Source organism: Klebsiella sp. CN_Kp091 (assembly GCF_040065095.1).
Classification (GTDB): Bacteria; Pseudomonadota; Gammaproteobacteria; order Enterobacterales; family Enterobacteriaceae; genus Klebsiella; species Klebsiella aerogenes.
In genome coordinates this window covers 40,439-57,763 of the sequence record NZ_JBEAIO010000009.1, presented here as the reverse complement: position 1 = coordinate 57,763, position 17,325 = coordinate 40,439, and the positions used below count along the sequence as shown (strand labels likewise).

At 53.4% G+C, this 17,325-nt stretch carries 12 protein-coding genes and 1 pseudogene; 9 read left to right on the top strand and 4 right to left on the bottom strand.

All coding sequences use genetic code 11. From position 1 onward, the window contains the following. Positions 1-2 precede the first annotated feature (2 nt). Positions 3-911, bottom strand: a complete 909-nt coding sequence (gene cysD / locus ABLV17_RS09530) for a sulfate adenylyltransferase subunit CysD (protein ID WP_015369979.1) — start codon at positions 909-911, stop codon at positions 3-5. Positions 912-920: 9 nt separating this feature from the next. Beyond that, positions 921-2,327, bottom strand: coding sequence for a siroheme synthase CysG (cysG, locus tag ABLV17_RS09525; protein WP_162750123.1), 1,407 nt, complete (start codon positions 2,325-2,327; stop codon positions 921-923). A 246-nt stretch (positions 2,328-2,573) separates the two neighbouring features. Between cysG and ABLV17_RS09520 the strand changes: the two genes are divergently transcribed. Next, entirely contained in the window at positions 2,574-3,629 is a 1,056-nt protein-coding gene (locus ABLV17_RS09520; protein ID WP_308958018.1) for an aminopeptidase, read from the top strand. Between the two features lie 133 nt (positions 3,630-3,762). Next, on the top strand, positions 3,763-5,805 hold the full coding sequence (locus ABLV17_RS09515) for a hypothetical protein (RefSeq protein WP_308958017.1): 2,043 nt from the start codon (positions 3,763-3,765) through the stop codon (positions 5,803-5,805). 147 nt (positions 5,806-5,952) lie between these two features. Here ABLV17_RS09515 and ABLV17_RS09510 read toward each other — a convergent pair. Continuing rightward, positions 5,953-7,386: pseudogene (locus ABLV17_RS09510) on the bottom strand (CRISPR-associated endonuclease Cas3''); the annotation flags it as partial. A gap of 1,055 nt (positions 7,387-8,441) precedes the next feature. Between ABLV17_RS09510 and ABLV17_RS09505 the strand changes: the two are divergent. From ABLV17_RS09505 to ABLV17_RS09475, 7 genes are read left to right on the top strand one after another with little or no spacing between them, the layout of a single operon-like run. Then, positions 8,442-9,032: a common pilus major fimbrillin subunit EcpA gene (locus ABLV17_RS09505; RefSeq protein WP_047044252.1), complete on the top strand. Its 591-nt coding sequence runs from the start codon at positions 8,442-8,444 to the stop codon at positions 9,030-9,032. 58 nt (positions 9,033-9,090) lie between these two features. Further along, on the top strand, positions 9,091-9,759 hold the full coding sequence (locus ABLV17_RS09500) for a hypothetical protein (protein WP_308958016.1): 669 nt from the start codon (positions 9,091-9,093) through the stop codon (positions 9,757-9,759). 23 nt (positions 9,760-9,782) lie between these two features. After that, positions 9,783-12,320 carry a fimbrial biogenesis outer membrane usher protein gene (locus ABLV17_RS09495; RefSeq protein WP_113372941.1) on the top strand — a complete coding sequence of 846 codons (2,538 nt, stop codon included), beginning with the start codon at positions 9,783-9,785 and terminating at the stop codon, positions 12,318-12,320. Next, on the top strand, positions 12,310-12,432 hold the full coding sequence (locus tag ABLV17_RS09490; RefSeq protein WP_348854222.1) for a hypothetical protein: 123 nt from the start codon (positions 12,310-12,312) through the stop codon (positions 12,430-12,432). Before ABLV17_RS09495 ends, ABLV17_RS09490 begins: the two co-directional genes overlap by 11 nt. Next, positions 12,401-13,105 carry a fimbria/pilus periplasmic chaperone gene (locus tag ABLV17_RS09485; protein ID WP_271032873.1) on the top strand — a complete coding sequence of 235 codons (705 nt, stop codon included), beginning with the start codon at positions 12,401-12,403 and terminating at the stop codon, positions 13,103-13,105. Before ABLV17_RS09490 ends, ABLV17_RS09485 begins: the two co-directional genes overlap by 32 nt. Positions 13,106-13,142: 37 nt before the next feature. Next, positions 13,143-14,852: a hypothetical protein gene (locus ABLV17_RS09480; RefSeq protein ID WP_308958015.1), complete on the top strand. Its 1,710-nt coding sequence runs from the start codon at positions 13,143-13,145 to the stop codon at positions 14,850-14,852. 57 nt (positions 14,853-14,909) lie between these two features. Beyond that, positions 14,910-16,526 (top strand): hypothetical protein, encoded by a 1,617-nt coding sequence (locus ABLV17_RS09475; protein ID WP_348854221.1) that lies wholly within the window; start codon positions 14,910-14,912, stop codon positions 16,524-16,526. A gap of 41 nt (positions 16,527-16,567) precedes the next feature. Here the strand turns inward: ABLV17_RS09475 and cysH are convergent, their stop codons facing one another. Next, a complete protein-coding gene (cysH, locus tag ABLV17_RS09470; protein ID WP_087858589.1) occupies positions 16,568-17,302 on the bottom strand; it encodes a phosphoadenosine phosphosulfate reductase in 735 nt (244 codons plus the stop codon). Positions 17,303-17,325: the final 23 nt, after the last annotated feature.

Genomic DNA, 17,325 nt, shown 5'->3' with positions numbered 1-17,325 from the left:
CCTTAGAAATACCCCTGACGTTTTTTCAGCTCCATGGAGCCTGCCTGGTCGCGGTCAATGACGCGCCCCTGACGTTCGCTGGTGGTGGATACCAGCATCTCTTCAATAATTTCCGGCAGCGTTTGCGCGTTGGACTCTACCGCGCCGGTCAGCGGCCAGCAGCCGAGGGTACGGAAGCGCACCATCTGCTTTTTGATCATCTCGCCCGGCTGCAGATCGATACGGTCGTCATCGATCATCATCAGCATGCCGTCGCGCTCCAGTACTGGCCGCTCTGCCGCCAGATACAGCGGAACGATTTCAATATTTTCCAGGTAGATGTACTGCCAGATATCCAGCTCGGTCCAGTTAGAGAGCGGGAAGACGCGAATGCTTTCGCCTTTGTTAATCTGGCCGTTGTAGTTGTGCCACAGCTCCGGACGCTGATTTTTCGGGTCCCAGCGGTGGAAGCGGTCGCGGAAGGAATAGATACGCTCTTTAGCGCGGGACTTCTCTTCGTCGCGGCGCGCGCCGCCGAACGCGGCATCAAAGCCGTATTTGTTCAGCGCCTGCTTCAGGCCTTCGGTTTTCATGATATCGGTATGCTTGGCGCTGCCGTGAACAAACGGGTTGATGCCCATCGCCACCCCTTCCGGGTTTTTATGCACCAACAGCTCACAGCCGTAGGCTTTGGCGGTACGGTCACGGAATTCATACATCTCACGGAATTTCCAACCGGTATCGACGTGCAGCAGCGGGAACGGCAGGGTTCCCGGATAAAACGCTTTGCGCGCCAGATGCAGCATTACGCTGGAATCTTTACCGATGGAGTACATCATCACCGGGTTAGAGAATTCGGCGGCCACCTCACGAATGATATGGATGCTTTCCGCCTCCAGTTGCCGCAGGTGAGTGAGTCGTTTTTGGTCCATAACCGTTCCTTAAGCCAGATTTACCACCGAAGAGTTAAACCCCTCGCTAGATGTTGTGTGTTGAAACCAGGCGAGCTGCTGATGCAGCTGTACCACTTCGCCCACCACCAGTAGCGCGGGCATTGGGGCATCTTTCGCCAGATGTTCGAGCTGTTGTAACGTGCCGGTCAGCGTCTGCTGATCCTCGCGGGTGCCGCGGGAAATCACCGCCACCGGAGTATTCGCGTCGCGGCCATGGGCGATCAGCTGAGCGCTGATGTCCGCCGCTTTCATGGTGCCCATGTAAATCGCCAGCGTTTGTTGGCTCTTCGCCAGCAGCGCCCAGTCAAACGGCGCGCTGTCAGATTTATAGTGACCGGTGACAAAGACAGCGCTTTGCGCGTAATCGCGATGGGTCAGCGGGATGCCGGCATAGGCCGTCGCGCCCGCCGCGGCGGTAACGCCTGGCACCACCTGGAACGGGATCCCGGCGGCGGCGGCGGCCTGTAGCTCTTCAGCGCCGCGCCCGAAGATAAACGGGTCGCCGCCCTTCAGGCGCACCACCGTTTTCCCCGCTTTGGCGGCCTCCACCAGCATCTGATTCGTTTCGTGCTGCGGTACGGAGTGCTCGCCCGCGCGCTTGCCAACGCAGATCATTTCGGCATCGCGGCGCACCAGTTCGCGCACGCTCTCGGTCACCAGGTGGTCATAAAACACCACGTCCGCCTGCTGAATCGCCTGCAGGCCGCGTAGCGTCAGCAGCCCGGCATCCCCCGGACCGGCGCCCACCAGAATAATTTCACCCACGCTGCGTTCCGGCCTGTCGAGTTCATCCTGCAGCGCCCGTTCCGCCGCCGCATGGTTACCGGCCACCATCAGGCTGGCGAAGCGCCCGGTGAAAACGCGCTCCCAGAAGCGACGACGCGCTTCGGTGGTAGTCAGACGGGTTTTCAGATGATGGCGCCAGTAGCTCGCCGTTTCGGCCAGCCGTCCAAGATTGGTGGGTAGTAGCGCTTCGATTTTTTCACGCAGAATGCGCGACAGCACCGGCGCCTTGCCGCTGGAGGAGATAGCCACCAGCAGCGGCGATCTGTCGACAATAGAAGGAAAGACGAATGAGCACAGTTGCTGGTCATCCACCACGTTCACCAAGCGGTAGCGCGCGTTAGCCGCGGCGAACACCCGCTGGTTGAGTTCACGATCGTCGGTGGCGGCAATGACCAGAAATACGTCGTCCACCAGCTGTTCATCAAAGGCGGTTGCCCGCCAGCTGATTTGCTGACGTTCAACCTGTTCAGCGAGCTCTGGCGACAGGACGGCGGCGACCACTTGTACCTTCGCCTGCGCCCGCAGCAAGAATTTAATCTTGCGGACGGCAATTTCACCGCCGCCGATAACCAGCACGGGTCTCTCTTTCAACTCGGCAAACAGGGGCAAGTAATCCACGGCGCAACAACTCTCTTACATTCAGCAATAGAGGGACTATAGGGGGCGGCTTTGAGCAAATGAAATTACGAAATGGAATGAGTTGTGACGCAAAAGAATAACGAGCTGGAAATCTAAATATCAAAAAGTGCTTAACACGCGAGTTTTCCGCTATTTAAGAGCAAATGAAATTGTTTAAGCGGCGTCACAGTTTCATACTAACGCGGTCGAAATGTTTCGCTCGTGTAAGGACCCATTATGTTTTCCGCGATGTGCCGTCGTCTGCTTCCGCTGACGCTTGGCGCAGGTTTTGTCTTCTCCGCCGCCCCGGCATTCAGCGCTCTGGGCGACACCGCAAATACTCAGGCCCGCCATATTGCCACCGTCTTCCCCGGAAGAATGACCGGTACGCCGGCCGAGATGCTTTCAGCCGATTATCTTCGCCAGCAGTTTGCCCAGATGGGTTATCAAAGCGACGTGCGTAACTTTAATACCCGCTACATCTATACCGACAGCAACCAACGCAAGAACTGGCACAACGCCACCGGCAGCACGGTTATCGCCGCGCATGAAGGCCAGTCTCGTCAGCAAATTATCATTATGGCGCACCTCGATACCTATGCGCCGCAGAGCGATAAAGACGTAGAAAACAACCTCGGCGGCCTGACGCTGCAGGGGATCGACGATAACGCGATGGGGCTCGGGGTGCTGCTGGAACTGGCGGAACATTTAAAGAACGTCCCCACCCGTTACGGCATTCGCTTTATCGCCACCAGCGGCGAGGAAGAAGGCCGCCTGGGCGCGCAAAATTTGCTGAAACGCATGAGCGAGGCGGAAAAGAAAAACACGCTGCTGGTGATTAATCTCGACAACCTGGTGGTCGGCGATAAGCTCTATTTCAATAGCGGGCGCAGTACGCCGGCGTCGGTACGCAAGTTGACCCGCGATCGCGCGCTGGCTATCGCCCGGAGTCACGGCATCGCCGCGTTCACCAATCCCGGGCTGAATCCGGAGTTCCCGAAAGGTACCGGCTGCTGTAACGACGCCAGCGTTTTTGACAGCGCCGGGATCCCGGTGCTCTCCGTGGAAGCGACCAACTGGTCGCTCGGTAAGAAAGATGGCTATCAGCAGCGCAGTAAAACCCGCAGCTTCCCGCAGGGTACCAGCTGGCATGACGTACAAATGGATAACCAACAATATATCGACAAAGCGCTGCCGGGAAGGATCGAGCACCGCGGGCGCGATGTCGTAAAAGTGATGCTGCCACTGGTGAAAGAGCTGGCGAAGGCAGGCGCGCCTCATTCAGGAAAGTAGTCTCTCGTTTTTCGGATTGCGAGAATAGCGTCGCCCATTAACAATAATGTCTCTACTTAAGACGTTATGTCGTTTTAGCCAACATTAAGCGACGGCCTGGCAGGATGCCAGGCTTCTTAGCAAGGAATGCAACATGCCTTTACGCAAATTGTCTCTGGCTGTATTTCTGATCGCCGCGCTTGGTGCAGCCAGCGGCCACGCCTGCGAATCTCCATTGTCGGAATGCCCGGACTATTTTTTTCTGACTAACCGCGAGGCCCGCCTGCTCGAATTGCCGCAGGGCAACTTTGCCTTTGTCAGCAGCCACCTGTTACCGCCCGACCCGCTCCTGCCGCAATGGCGCGACACCGCCAATGATAAGCTCGCCACTTCCGCTCAGGCCGTCCAGCTGAAAGCGATCCTCGATAGCGGCTCAGTAAAGGCCGCCGAGAAGATGACCGCGAACCTTCCCGCCGCCCAGCGCCTGTACGCGCTCGGTGCCGTTGCGTATGACGGCGATCGTGAACTAGCACGTGAATATTTCCGCCAGCTGCTTGCGCTGCCAGCGGAGCGGCAAGGCGAATGGGGATTGAAAGCGCTTTTTGCGCTGGGGCAGGATTTAATACATGAGAATCCACTAGCCAGCTTAAGCGATCTGGAAGCCTTGCCCGACACTAGAGATATTGAGGTTAGCCGTTCTGAATCAGCAGAGGCCTTTGCTCTCTTTCAGCAAATTATCGATGCTGTACGTAACGGCCAGGACGATCCGCAGTTACTTTCCCTGGCTAGTCTAGGGCAACAGGCCCGTATCGCGAGCGAAAGCGAAACGGACGCCTTTATCGATGAAGCCCATTTTTATGCCCGGCTGGCAGCGCAGGGATCGCTCTCCAGCAGCGTACGGCTATATCAAGTTGCCGAAAATATAAGCCATCCGGAAAATGAAGTTTTTCTGCAAAAGCATATTGCTGACCCGCTTATCCGGCAGTTGCTTATTGCCCATTTGAACGCCACTCCTGTTGATGCTTCAGCCAATGACGGCATCTTTCAGATTGGCGCTTACTACCCTAAAGTGGTGGCAGCGCTGTTAAAAACGGCCAATGATGATTTGCCTTCGGATGTTCATCTTATCGCCCTGGCCTACCGTTACGGGCAATATTCTACGGTTACGCAGCTATTACAACATGCGGAAGAGAATATGCTGACATCATGGCTGCGGGCTAAAATGGCATTGCGTGAAGGTGATGTAAAAAAAGCGACAGTCTGGTACGAAAAAGCGGCCAGCTCACTTCCCGTGGAAGGAGAGAATTGGGTAAACCCATTCTTCAATATGGCAATCGAGGAGTACTCATATGAGATTCCGAGTGAGCGAATTAGCGCCGAGCGAGCATTACTGGCGTTAAAAAATAATAACTACCCTCAAGCGATGGAGCTGATGTATCGCCCAACATACTACTGGCGAGGCCCGTTCTGGATTGGCGAGCGGCTACTCACCATAGAAGAGTTAACGGCATTTGTAGACAAATATTTTCCGCCATCAGACTCGCCACAAACGCAAAATCCACAGCGCGATAAGGAAGATACATACGGTATCGAATTTCGCACCCTCCTCGCCCATCGCCTGATGCGCGATGGCCAGTATCAAAAAGCCTTACCCTATTTTGATAATCAGCAGGACCGCCAGCTTGCACAGTCATTTGTTGATACGCTTCCCGAAAGCGGCTCTAAAATCGACCAAGCCGAGGGCTGGTGGCAGGCTGCGGTCATTCTACGCGAGCATGGCGACAACCTGATGAGCTATTTTTTGGAGCCTGACCAAAAGTATTTAAGTGACGCAAATACGTACCTGTCCTGCGCAGACGCCATAAACAATATCTCTGGAGTAAATTCATGGGTTGGTAGCGAGGAGCAATATCGCATACAGCAATCAGGAACCAAACCGTTTAACCATGTGGAGCATTATCGCTGGAGGGCGGCAAAATTTGCTGAAAAAGCAGCCAGTTTGCTTCCGCGTAAATCTCAGGCCTATGCCGCCATACTTTGCAATGCCAGCAGCTGGGTCTCGAGCGACCAACAATCGGTTAAGCGGCTGTACCAGCTTTACGTGAAAAACGGGGCGCCATTCCCCTGGGCTGAGAAATTTGGCAGGCAGTGCCCATCACCGGATTTCTCTGAGCGAAAGGTTAGTGGGAAAAGCTAAAGAGTCGAGAATAAAACGGGAATGAGAAGTGGCGATCGTAACCTAAAACAAAACTAGGGTTTATCCCCGCTGACGCGGGGAACACCAACCCGATCGGCGTCAGCTTGCCCATGGTGCCGGTTTATCCCCGCTGACGCGGGGAACACGTTGCGATAGCGTAGCGGAAAGCAGAATGACGCAATTGCCACTGCGCGCCTGTTGTTCAATCAGGCTTTCCAGGATCCGCGACATATAAGCATCGTAGGCGTGGATCTCGTCGGCCAGCAGCACTTTATTGTCAAGCCCCAGCAACCGCAGATTATTATGTTTAAAAGGCATCACCGCCATCATGGCCTGGTCGAGCGTACCGACGCCCACCTCCGCCAGCAGCGCTTTTTTATTGCTATCGGCAAACCATGCGGCGCAGCCCTGGCTAAAAGGTTGAGCATCATCGGGCTCTTCCGAACCGGAGAAATCGCCGGACCAGATGGTCTGATTAAAGCTATCCATCAAGCCGCGTGCGCTGTGCGCCAGCATCAGGCTTGGAAGCGCGCCGGGTTGATAGAGCGCCAGCCACGATTGAGCTAAACGCTCAAACATGGCATTGGCCGTAGCCATGGTCGGCAGACCGAAAAACAGCCCCTGCGCCTTCCCGGCAGACATCAAACGGTGGGTCAGGATTAACGCCGCCTCCGTTTTACCTGCGCCGGTAACATCCTCAAGGATAAACAACTGCGGCCCCGGTTGACTGATATCCAGATCCAGTACCGCCTGCTGAAGCGGCGTAGGGTGCTGAATAAAAGGAAATAACGCGTCTATTCCCCTAAATGGCGCAACCGCCGCTGCAGGCGGAAAAACGTGCATCGCCTGTTCTGCCTGCGAGTATGCCTTCCGCCAGTAAACTTCCAGCGGCATGCGTTGGGAAACTCGCGGGAAAAAGCGGGTCGAGGAGCCCGTCCAGTCGGCCAGCACGACCGCGGCGGAAACAAACCACGACAGCTGGTTGAACTGTTCAATACCTTCATCGTCATCCCAGCACGGCGGAATATTAACGCGCGGAAACAGTGCCTTAATGGCCAACAGAAAGTCGTGCGCCGCTTCAATATCAGTGGGAAGAAAATTATCCAGATCGCGCATCCCCACCGGTGGACGCCCATGGTGTCCGGTGGTTAACGGCATCCACATTGCAATAACGCGTTTAAGCTTTCGCGTAGGAAGCCGGGAGTTAGGGAATAGTTCAGGGCATTCGCTTAGACAGGTGTTCCATAACCAGTAACCCAGCGTTGAATGCGGTATTGTTTCATAGTCCCGACGGCTTTCGACGGCCGCGGCAAGATTGTCATTGGTATAGAGTTGCTGGAAGGAACGGGCAAACTTTCCACAGTCATGCCAGCATAATAACCAGGCAAAGAATTGAGCGGCAGCCTCAATATCGATGAGGCCCAAACGGCGAAAATAATCCGCGAGGCCATAAATGTTATTCTTTACCATCCAGTAGCCCATCGCGGCTACATCCAAAGAATGCCAGCATAGCAGGTGATAATCGTCGCCTCCGCCAGCATCTCCCCGTCGGGTTTTCCCCCAGTGCTTATAAATTGACACGGCATATCCAGTGGTATAATAAAAATCGAATATGCAATTTACTCTTTTAAACCATTTAAAAGATGACCTCCCTCAATATAATTACTTATTATTCACACACATAAACAGCCATATAACATTCATAAAACCAATCAAACAACCGCATCAACACAAATATCATAACCAGGAAAACAGACATTCTTATGAAAAATGATATGAATCAGTCTAAACATCAAACAATGAAACCTCATTAATACAAAGATGATGTTATAGAAAAACATCGTCTCTAAATTCACAAAACTCAACAATTCAAACTTCAAAATTATAAATTAACATTTAGCAATATCACTTACAAAAGCATTCACTCGAATTATTACTGACAATAAAAATCACCCGCCATCTTCGCCATCAACATATCCATAATAACTAGCATGAGTTAAACACATTCTTCAAAAAAATGAGAGCAACGCAAAGAAAACCATTCGACGTACTAAAGTGAATTTAGGAAAAACGAACAATATGTAAAATCAAAAAACGAACAAACACACGCATTCATTTGAAATAAAAAGAAATTTAACAACCTATAAAAAGAATAAAATTGAAGTTAATAAATAGAAATTCATATACCCCATCCCCTAACCATAACCGTGCATGATTACATCACAATATTGATGAAGACACCACATTGACTTGTTCATGTTAAGCGAATACATTTTATCTCATCGACAACACGCTATCTCAAAAAATAATAAGACTTAATCTATTAAGCATATAATTGATAACGTGATATTGCAGGTGTTTATAAAACTAATGGGTGCGATAAAATTAATACATATATTCATGTAACATAATTCATATACGCCAGTCGCAGGCAACCCCATTACTTAAAAGACCAATTAATAAAAGCTCGTTGATTTGATTATAGAAATTTAAAAACCTCTGGGATAAAGAACCATATAAAACATAGTCAGGATGGTTCTTTGAGTAATTAACTAAACCATTTGTATTACCGCGTATTAATGACTAATGCGTAATCTAGGGCTCCGGCCCTTAATTTTAAATCAGGATGAATTGTTATGAATAAAAAGGTTCTTGCTATAGCTCTGGTCGCTGCATTTGCAGGTATGGGTGTGGCTCAGGCAGCAACAAGCGTCACCGCACAGTCCGTTGCCACCTGGTCCGCAACCGCGAAAAAAGATACCACCAGCAAACTGGTTGTAACTCCGCTGGGAAGCCTGACTTTCCAGTATGCTGACGGCATCAAAGGCTTTAACACTCAGAAAGGTCTGTATGACGTCACCGTTGAAGGCGACACCACTGCAACTGGCTTCAAACTGACCTCCCGTCTGCTGACCAACACCCTGACTCAGCTGGATACTTCCGGTTCCACCCTGAGCGTGGGCATCGATTATAACGGCACCGCCATTGATAAGGCTTCCGATACCGTGATGATCGATACCGCGAACAACATTCTGGGCGGTAACCTGAGCGCCCTGTCCAACGGTTATAATACCGCGGGCCGTACCAGCGCACAGGATAGCTTCACCTTCTCCATCAATGGCGGCACCTCCGACGGTAAGACTGCTGTAACTGATTACAGCACCCTGCCGGAAGGTATCTGGAGCGGCGACGTTAGCGTGCAGTTCGACGCAACCTGGACCAGCTGATTTTTTTATATTGCATCAAGCAGGGGTCGCTCCCCTGCTTTTTCATGGATGAAATCATATGAAATATCGTCTTCTGGCAGTCTGTCTGTTTTTAAGCGGGATCGCTCCCGCCAGTGCGCTGGACGTGGGGGATATTTCCTCTTTTATGAACAGCGGCAGCAGTACGCTAAGTAAAGAAGTTAAGAATACGACCGATAGCGGTCGCCTGATTACTATTCAGCTTGAACGCCTCTCCTCCCCGCTGGAAGATGGCCGCGTGATCCCAATGTCATCGCGAGATGAAGTGCTACAAACTCCCGCCAGCCTGCTGATGCCGGCAAAGAGCAGCGAACAAATCCGCTTTTTCTATAAAGGCCCTGCCGATGACCAGGAGCGATATTACCGCATCGTCTGGTTCGATCAGGCCCTGGGCGACGCGCAAAAAACCGGCGCCCGGCGCAATGCGGTAGCCACGGCTTCCGCCCGCATCGGCACCATTCTGGTCGTCGCCCCGCGCAAGGTGAACTTCCGCTATCAGTATAACAACGGCTTAATCACCAATACCGGTAACGCCACGTTGCGCATCCTGGCCTACGGCCCCTGCCTGAAGGCCGCCGACGGTAAGGAATGCAAAGAGAGCTATTTCCTGATGCCGGGCAAAGACCGCCGCTTCACCCGCGTAAATGTCGCAGATAAAAAAGGGCGAGTCGCGCTGTGGCAGGGCGAGCAGTTTGTACCGGTAAAATAGATTAATAACCATGGGATAGGGATATGTCCTCATTATGGAATCGTCATGGACGTCGTGTATTAATCACGTCCGGAATTGTCGTGTTTTCGTCTCCCTGTTTCGTTATGGCTGACGCAGAAAAAATATCGCAGATTGGCGGCGTTATTATTCCCCAAACGTTTCGCGTGGCGCTGCAAGACGGCATGAGCCTGCCGCTGTTTATTCACCTCGAAGGCAATAGTGGAACGCAGGACGACCAGCGCATCGGTAGCGCTTTTATCTGGCTGGATAACGGTAAGGTGCGCCTACGACAAATCCGTCTGGAAGATAAAGAGCAAAACGCCACCGTCAGCGATCAGATCAGGCAAACGCTGACGCAAATGGCGGATGAACCCTTTAACAAATCGCTGAGCATCCCGCTTTCCGCCGACGCTAAGCTTCAGTTCGACCTGCGCCGGCTACTGCTGCAGTTGGTGGTTAAAAAAGGGGCGCTTGGCACCGTGCTGCGCTCGCGTAGCGAAGATATCGGCCAGTCCAGCGTGGAAGGCCTGAGCAGTAGCCTCACCTACAACCTCGGGGTCTACAACAACCAGATGAGCAGCGGCGGCGACAGCACCTCCAGCTATCTGTCATTGAACAACGTTATCGCATTGCGCGAACACCATCTGGTACTGGACGGTTCGATATACGGCGCCGGGACCAGCAATCAGAATCAGCAGTTGTATAAAGCAATGTACGAGCGAGATTTCGCTGGCCACCGTTTTGCCGGCGGTATGCTCGACACCTGGAATTTACAGTCGCTCGGCCCAATGACCGCCATTTCCGCGGGTAAAATATATGGCGCCTCCTGGGGGAACCAGGCCAGCTCTACGGTATTTGATAACAGTCAGTCGGTCACCCCGATAGTCGCCTTTTTATCCGCCGCCGGTGAAGTACACCTGAAGCGCGATGGACGACTGCTCAGCGTGCAGAACTTCGCGATGGGTAACCACGAAGTCGATACCCGCGGGCTGCCCTACGGGATCTACGATATTGAAGTTGAAGTCATCATTAACGGCCGCTCGGTCAGCAAACGCACGCAGCGAGTCAACAAATTGTTCTCCCGCGGGCGCGGCGCGGGCGCGCCGCTGGCCTGGCAGGTATGGGGCGGCAGCTTCCATATGGACCGCTGGTCGCAAAGCGGCAGAAAAACACAAGAGGCGAAAGATACCTGGCTGGCTGGCGTGTCTTCCTCCGGCGCTATCAGCACCCTCAGCTGGTCCGCGACCGGTTATGGCTACGACACCAGCGCGGTGGCCGAAGCGCGCTTTACCCTGCCGCTAACCAACGCCATTAACGTCAATTTGCAAAATATGGCGGCCAGCGACGGCTCATGGAGCACCATCAGCAGCGTAAGCGCTACGCTGCCGGGCGGTTTCAGCTCCGTATGGGTTAACCAGGAGAAAACCTCGATTGGCGACACGCTGCGCCGTAGCGATGCCGATAACCGGGCCATTGGCGGCTCGTTAAACCTTGGTTCGCTGTGGTCAAAACTGGGTACTTTCAGCATCAGCTACAACGACGACCGAGAAAACAACAGCCACTACTACACCGCTGATTACTATCAGACTATCTATAGCGGGTCATTCGGCTCTCTGGGTCTGCGCGCCGGGATCCAGCGCTTTAACAACTCGGGAAGCAGCAGTAATAGCGGCAGCGATACCGGGAAATATATCGCCCTTGACCTGTCGCTGCCGCTCGGCAACTGGCTCAGCGCCGGTATGTCGCACCAGAACGGCTATTCAACGGCTAACCTCTCCGCGCGTAAGCGCTTTAAAGAAGGCCCAATTCGTACCATCGGCGCCAATATGTCGCGGGCGGTTTCCGGCAATACCGGCGATGACAAAACCCTCAGCGGCGGCGCCTATGCGCAGTTCGAAACCCGCTATGCCAACGGCACGCTGAACGTCAACAGCGGCGCCGATGGCTATGTGAATACCAACCTGAGCGCCAGCGGCAGCGTCGGCTGGCAGGGAAAACATATCGCCGCCAGCGGCCGCACCGACGGCAACGCCGGGGTAATTTTCCATACTGGTCTGGAGGATGACGGTCAGTTGAGCGCCAAGGTTAATGGCCGCATCGTGCAGCTCTCCGGCAATCGCAACTATCTGCCGCTGTCGCCGTACAACCGTTATGAAGTGGAACTGCAGAACAGCAAAAACTCGCTGGACAGCTACGACATCGTCAGCGGACGTAAAAGCCGCCTGACGCTCTATCCGGGCAACGTGGCGGTGCTGGAGCCGGAAGTGAAGCAGATGGTCACGGTGTCCGGGCGCATCCGCGCCGAGGACGGCAGCCTGCTGGCGAATGCCCACATCAGCAACCATATCGGGCGTACCCGCACCGACGATAACGGCGAGTTTGTGATGGATGTTGATAAAAAATTCCCGGTCATCGACTTCAACTACGGCAAAGGACAGAGCTGCGAAGTGGCGCTGGATCTGAACCAGGCGCGCGGCGCGGTATGGGTTGGCGACGTGGTGTGCAGCGGCCTGCAGAGCTATGCGGGCGTGCAGGGGAAGGAAGATGGTCATGAAAGCTAACGGGTTGTTAGGGTTAATTTCGCAGAACACGCTGGATAACAGCGTGTGGTACGGCGACGTAAGCGTCTCAGGAGAAATTCATGTACAAACGACGTGGCGCGACAGTAATTAGCCGCCTGCGGGCGGCAATTTGCATGCTGGCGCTGGGTCTGCCGCTGGCCGCGCAGGCGATGTCGGTCGGTAATCTGACCTTCTCCCTCTCCCCGGAGGCGGCGTTTGCCGCCAAGCGGGTGCTGAACAACAACAAAAGCGCGCGCCTGTACCAGGTGTCGGTGAGCGCCATCGACCGCCCCGGCGGCAAAGAGGTGCGCTCCCGCCCGGCGGACGGCGAGCTGCTGTTCGCCCCGCGGCAAATAACCCTGCAGGCCGGAGAAGGCGAATATTTCAAATTTTACTACCACGGCCCGAAGGATAACCGCGAACGTTATTACCGGGTCATGTTCCGCGAAGTTCCCTCCTTTAACCACGTGGCGCGTAAGGCATCGGGTGCCGGCGTCAGCATGGAGCCGGTTGTGGTAATGGACACTATCCTGGTGGTGCGCCCGCGCGAAGCGAACTTCAAATGGACCCTCGACCGGGCGAGTGGCACCCTCAGCAATACCGGCAATACCTGGTTCAAGCTGCTGATTAAGCCGGGATGCAACACCACGGAAGAAGAAGGGGACGCCTGGTATCTGCGCCCTGGCGATGTCGTCCGCCAGCAGGGGCTGCGCCAGCCGGGCAACCACTATATCGTCTATAACGAAAAATTTATCAAAATAACCGACGACTGCCCGCTGAAGTGAAATACCGGCGCGGTGATCGACATGGCAGGAGGCCAGTATGAAAATTAAAGGATTAGCAGGGTTAATGGCGCTGGTCGCGGCGCTGTACGTAGCGCAGGCGGGGGCGGCGACGAAAGTCACCAAAGGCGACATGTCCGGGAGCTTCGCGTTTATCGAAGACCAGATCGATAATACCTACTTTGTTACGAATATAGGTTCATCAGCACTGCCCATGATGTCCGGGGCCAACCGCTGGGTTGATCTTTCGTGGTGGGATAATGTACGAGATTACATGTATCAGAATACTCCTGGGTATATTTCAACACAAAATATAAGGATTTATCATGCTGGGATAAATAGTATGGCCGATTTATGGCTTGAAAACGCGCCGGTATCTTATGCGTTAACCGGGATCCCTTGCTCGTATATAGATAATATGTGCACCAGTGCCACAGGCAGGAATCCTGTTATTGTGACAACGGACACATCCGTAACCGATGCCCAGGGGGTGTACGGTCTCCTGCTTCCCTTTACCGGGATGGAGTATTTGAGCGGCAGTATCTCAGATGCTTTTTTTCAATATCTGCTTCAGATGGGCGCCGGCAGCAGCTTCTCAATGACCCTCAATGAATGCCTGACCGCCCAAACGGGTAGCAGTACATACGATGCAAGTACCGGCGCCCGCTGTAAAGACCAGAGTGATGCGACCTGGTACGCCACACGTCTCACTTATACCAAAGGCGTGCACCTGAGGTTACTTAACTCCGGCGCCCTTGATGAAGTCTACATCAACAGCGATGGCGTCCCGACCCCCGGTGAAGGCAATACTAACTGCAGAGTGCAAAATATTGGTAGCCTCTCCGGCCTCGCCTGCAGGATGGTGAACTACAGCTTCAACGGAACGGGTGGCTCCGCAATACGCGTTTACCCGGTGCTGAACAACTCCGCGTTGGTCTCGGCTGTTAAATCAGAGGATATGCAGTTCAGTCTGGACGGCAGTGCATGGAAACAGACATCGTTAACCCGCAACGCGAGCTCCGCCGCCAACTACTACCTTCTTGATGAGATGGCCTCCTCCAGCGCCATTTATGTGTTCTTTTCGGACAACTTCTTTAAACAGATGGTGGCATCCGGTCTCAGCGATACTAATAGCCAGGATATAATGTATTTTCGCCTCTACAACGATCGCGCATCCACTTTCTCACCAGATGCCGACCAGGCATATGAATTTTACACCTCCAATTCACTGGAGATAAAACCGCGCGAATTCAGCATCAATATCTCCTCTGAAGACTACAGCGACGCCCCAACGCGCGAAGGCTACGTTGGCCGTGATGAACCCTCGCTCGACTTTAACTATATCGTCACCACCAGCGGTAAGACCGCCGCCGACGAGGTGCTGATTAAAGCCACCGGCCCGACGCAGCAAATTAACGGCCGCGCCTACTGTATCTTCAGCGCCGACGACAGCACCATCAAGGTTCCCTTCCCGGCCACGCTCTCCTTCACCAAACAGGATGGCAGCATCAAGACCTATGACGCGGGCTGCGACGGCAGCTGGCGCGATATGACCGACGCGCTGTGGCTCACTTCGGCATGGACCGATATCTCCGGCGAACCCGGCGTCATGGATAAAGCCACGGTGAAATTTTCGATTCCCATGAATGATGATATTTCGCAGAAAACGCTGGATAACAACGAGTGGTACGGCGACGTCAGCGCCTCAGGAGAAATTCACGTGCAGGCCACGTGGCGCGATATTAATTAACCTCCGGGCTGATTCAGACCTGGAATCACGCTAAAAATTGGTAAACTGAGAATTACCATGAAAATAAACCACTGGGGCATTTTGGGGCTGGCCGGCGCGTTATTTCACGTCGCGCCATCGGCTATGGCTGATACGCAGCAAACGACGTTATTCGTTGAAAATAATATCGACAGTAGCTTTTTTATTACTTACACCGGTAGCGAAGTTGTTATTTCCGGCTCCAACCGCTGGGGCAGCATGCGTTTGCGCTCGGCAGGATATCAAACTTCCCTCGGATATATTTCAGACAACCAATATTTTGCTACACAAACCGAGGGAGATTTATGGCTGGATAACCCGCCAATTTCCTATCTGATGGCAGGACAAAGTTGTGATTCATATGGGCCGTCAGCCAGAAGCGGTTGTGATGAAAGCACCTCGACCCTACCCGGAGCTGTTGTGGAGAAGAACGGTATTTACGGTGCCAAAGTGGATACAAACCTCAGAGGGACCTTATCAGAGGCTTTTTACCAGTATATGCAGCAAATGCCAACCGGCAGCAGCTTTTCAATGGTGATGTATACCTGTGCGACAAGCACAACCTACGACCCGACGAGCACCTGGCGCTGTTCCCGGGTAGCCCCTTTCTATAGCTCTGGCACTGTAACTATTACTAAAAGCGCTCACCTTACGCTTATTAACACCAATTCTGTTGATGAAGTCTTTATCAATAGCGATGGCGTACCCACGCCCGCCGAAGGAAATACCAACTGCAAATTGCAAACCGTAGGCGCCCATTCAGGATTGGCCTGCAAGATGGTCTCTTATAGTCTGGACGGCGGTGGCGGGGCGCAAAGCGTTCTGGTTTATCCGATGATCCTTAATAGTGCGCTGGCGGCGATGGTTCCTTCGCAGGGATCGTATGATATGCAGTTTAGTCTTGACGGCAGTACGTGGAAACCGGTGAGCAATTCGAGCGTACAAAGCTACACACTAGGGGAACTGACGTCGTCCAGCGCGATTTATTTCTTTTTTTCCGAAAGATTATTTAAAAAAATGGTGGAGTCAGGCATTACTGACACCGATAGCAAAGATTTGTTGAATTTACGCATCGAAAGGCCGAACGGCACTCCCACAATCAGTAGGATGTATGAATTTACCACGTCTAATTCACTGTTAATTAAGCCGCGCGATTTCAGTATTAGCATTACCGCTAAAGACTATAGCGACGCCCCTTCGCTTGCTGGTTACGTTGGCGAGGACGAACCCTCATTAGATTTTAACTACATTGTCACTACTACCGGTAAAACCGCCGCCGATGAGGTACTGATTAAAGCCACCGGCCCGACGCAGCAAATTAACGGCCGCACCTACTGTATCTTCAGCGCCGACGACGGCAGCATTAAAGTGCCCTTCCCGGCTACGCTTTCCTTCAGCAAACAGGATGGCAGCATCAAGACCTATGACGCGGGCTGCGACGGCAGCTGGCGCGATATGACCGATGCGCTATGGATAACCTCGGCGTGGACCGATATCTCCGGCGAGGCAGGGACGATGGACAAAGCTACGGTGAAATTTTCTATTCCGATGAACGATGAAATTTCGCTGAAAACGCTGGATAACAATGAGTGGTACGGTGATGTCAGCGCCTCCGGAGAGATCTACGTTCAGGCCACGTGGCGCGATATAAATTAAGCCTTTGGCGGCTTTCGCCGCCAAAGGCTGCCACATAACACTTAGCCTTCGTGCAATCCGCACTCGCGCTTGAGGCCAAAGAAGCGGGTCTCTTCTTCCGCCATACCGGGCTCCCATTTACGGGTGGTGTGAGTGTCACCGACGGACAAATACCCCTGCTCCCAGAGCGGGTGGTATTTCAGGCCGTGCTTTTGCAGATACTGATAAACCGTCCGGTTATCCCAGTCGATAATCGGCAGCAGCTTAAAGACGCCGCGCTGGATAGCCAGTACCGGTAAATGCGCCCGGCTGCCGGACTGCTCGCGGCGCAGGCCCGCGAACCAGGTGCGGGTATTGAGCTCCTTCAGCGCCCGGTTCATCGGCTCAACTTTGTTGATTTCATTGTACTTCTCAATGCCTTCAACGCCCTGCTCCCACAGTTTGCCGTAACGCGCTTCCTGCCAGGCGGCGCTTTCCGTCGCCCGGTAGACTTTAAGGTTCAGGTTGAGCTTCTCGGTTAATTCATCAATAAACTGATAGGTTTCCGGGAACAGATAGCCGGTATCGGTCAGGATCACCGGAATGTCCGGGCGCAGCTGATTCACCAGATGCAGGCTGACCGCCGCCTGAATACCAAAGCTTGAAGAGAGCGCATAGTCGCCGGGCAGGTTTTCCAGCGCCCATGCCACGCGTTCTTCGGCGCTGAGTTTTTCCAGCTGAGTGTTAACTTCCGCCAGCGCCATGACGCGTTCTACTTTCGCTAGCTCATTCAGCGCGTTTAGATCGAGTTTGGACATAGATTCCTCACTGTGTGCCTTGC

Coding starts and splice junctions, on each gene's coding strand:
- ABLV17_RS09485 (WP_271032873.1), top strand. CDS start 12,401: ATGTACAAACGACGTGGCGCGACAGTAATTAGCCGCCTGCGGGCGGCA.
- ABLV17_RS09490 (WP_348854222.1), top strand. CDS start 12,310: ATGAAAGCTAACGGGTTGTTAGGGTTAATTTCGCAGAACACGCTGGAT.
- ABLV17_RS09500 (WP_308958016.1), top strand. CDS start 9,091: ATGAAATATCGTCTTCTGGCAGTCTGTCTGTTTTTAAGCGGGATCGCT.
- ABLV17_RS09475 (WP_348854221.1), top strand. CDS start 14,910: ATGAAAATAAACCACTGGGGCATTTTGGGGCTGGCCGGCGCGTTATTT.
- ABLV17_RS09505 (WP_047044252.1), top strand. CDS start 8,442: ATGAATAAAAAGGTTCTTGCTATAGCTCTGGTCGCTGCATTTGCAGGT.
- ABLV17_RS09520 (WP_308958018.1), top strand. CDS start 2,574: ATGTTTTCCGCGATGTGCCGTCGTCTGCTTCCGCTGACGCTTGGCGCA.
- ABLV17_RS09480 (WP_308958015.1), top strand. CDS start 13,143: ATGAAAATTAAAGGATTAGCAGGGTTAATGGCGCTGGTCGCGGCGCTG.
- ABLV17_RS09515 (WP_308958017.1), top strand. CDS start 3,763: ATGCCTTTACGCAAATTGTCTCTGGCTGTATTTCTGATCGCCGCGCTT.
- cysD (WP_015369979.1), bottom strand. CDS start 911: ATGGACCAAAAACGACTCACTCACCTGCGGCAACTGGAGGCGGAAAGC.
- cysH (WP_087858589.1), bottom strand. CDS start 17,302: ATGTCCAAACTCGATCTAAACGCGCTGAATGAGCTAGCGAAAGTAGAA.
- ABLV17_RS09495 (WP_113372941.1), top strand. CDS start 9,783: ATGTCCTCATTATGGAATCGTCATGGACGTCGTGTATTAATCACGTCC.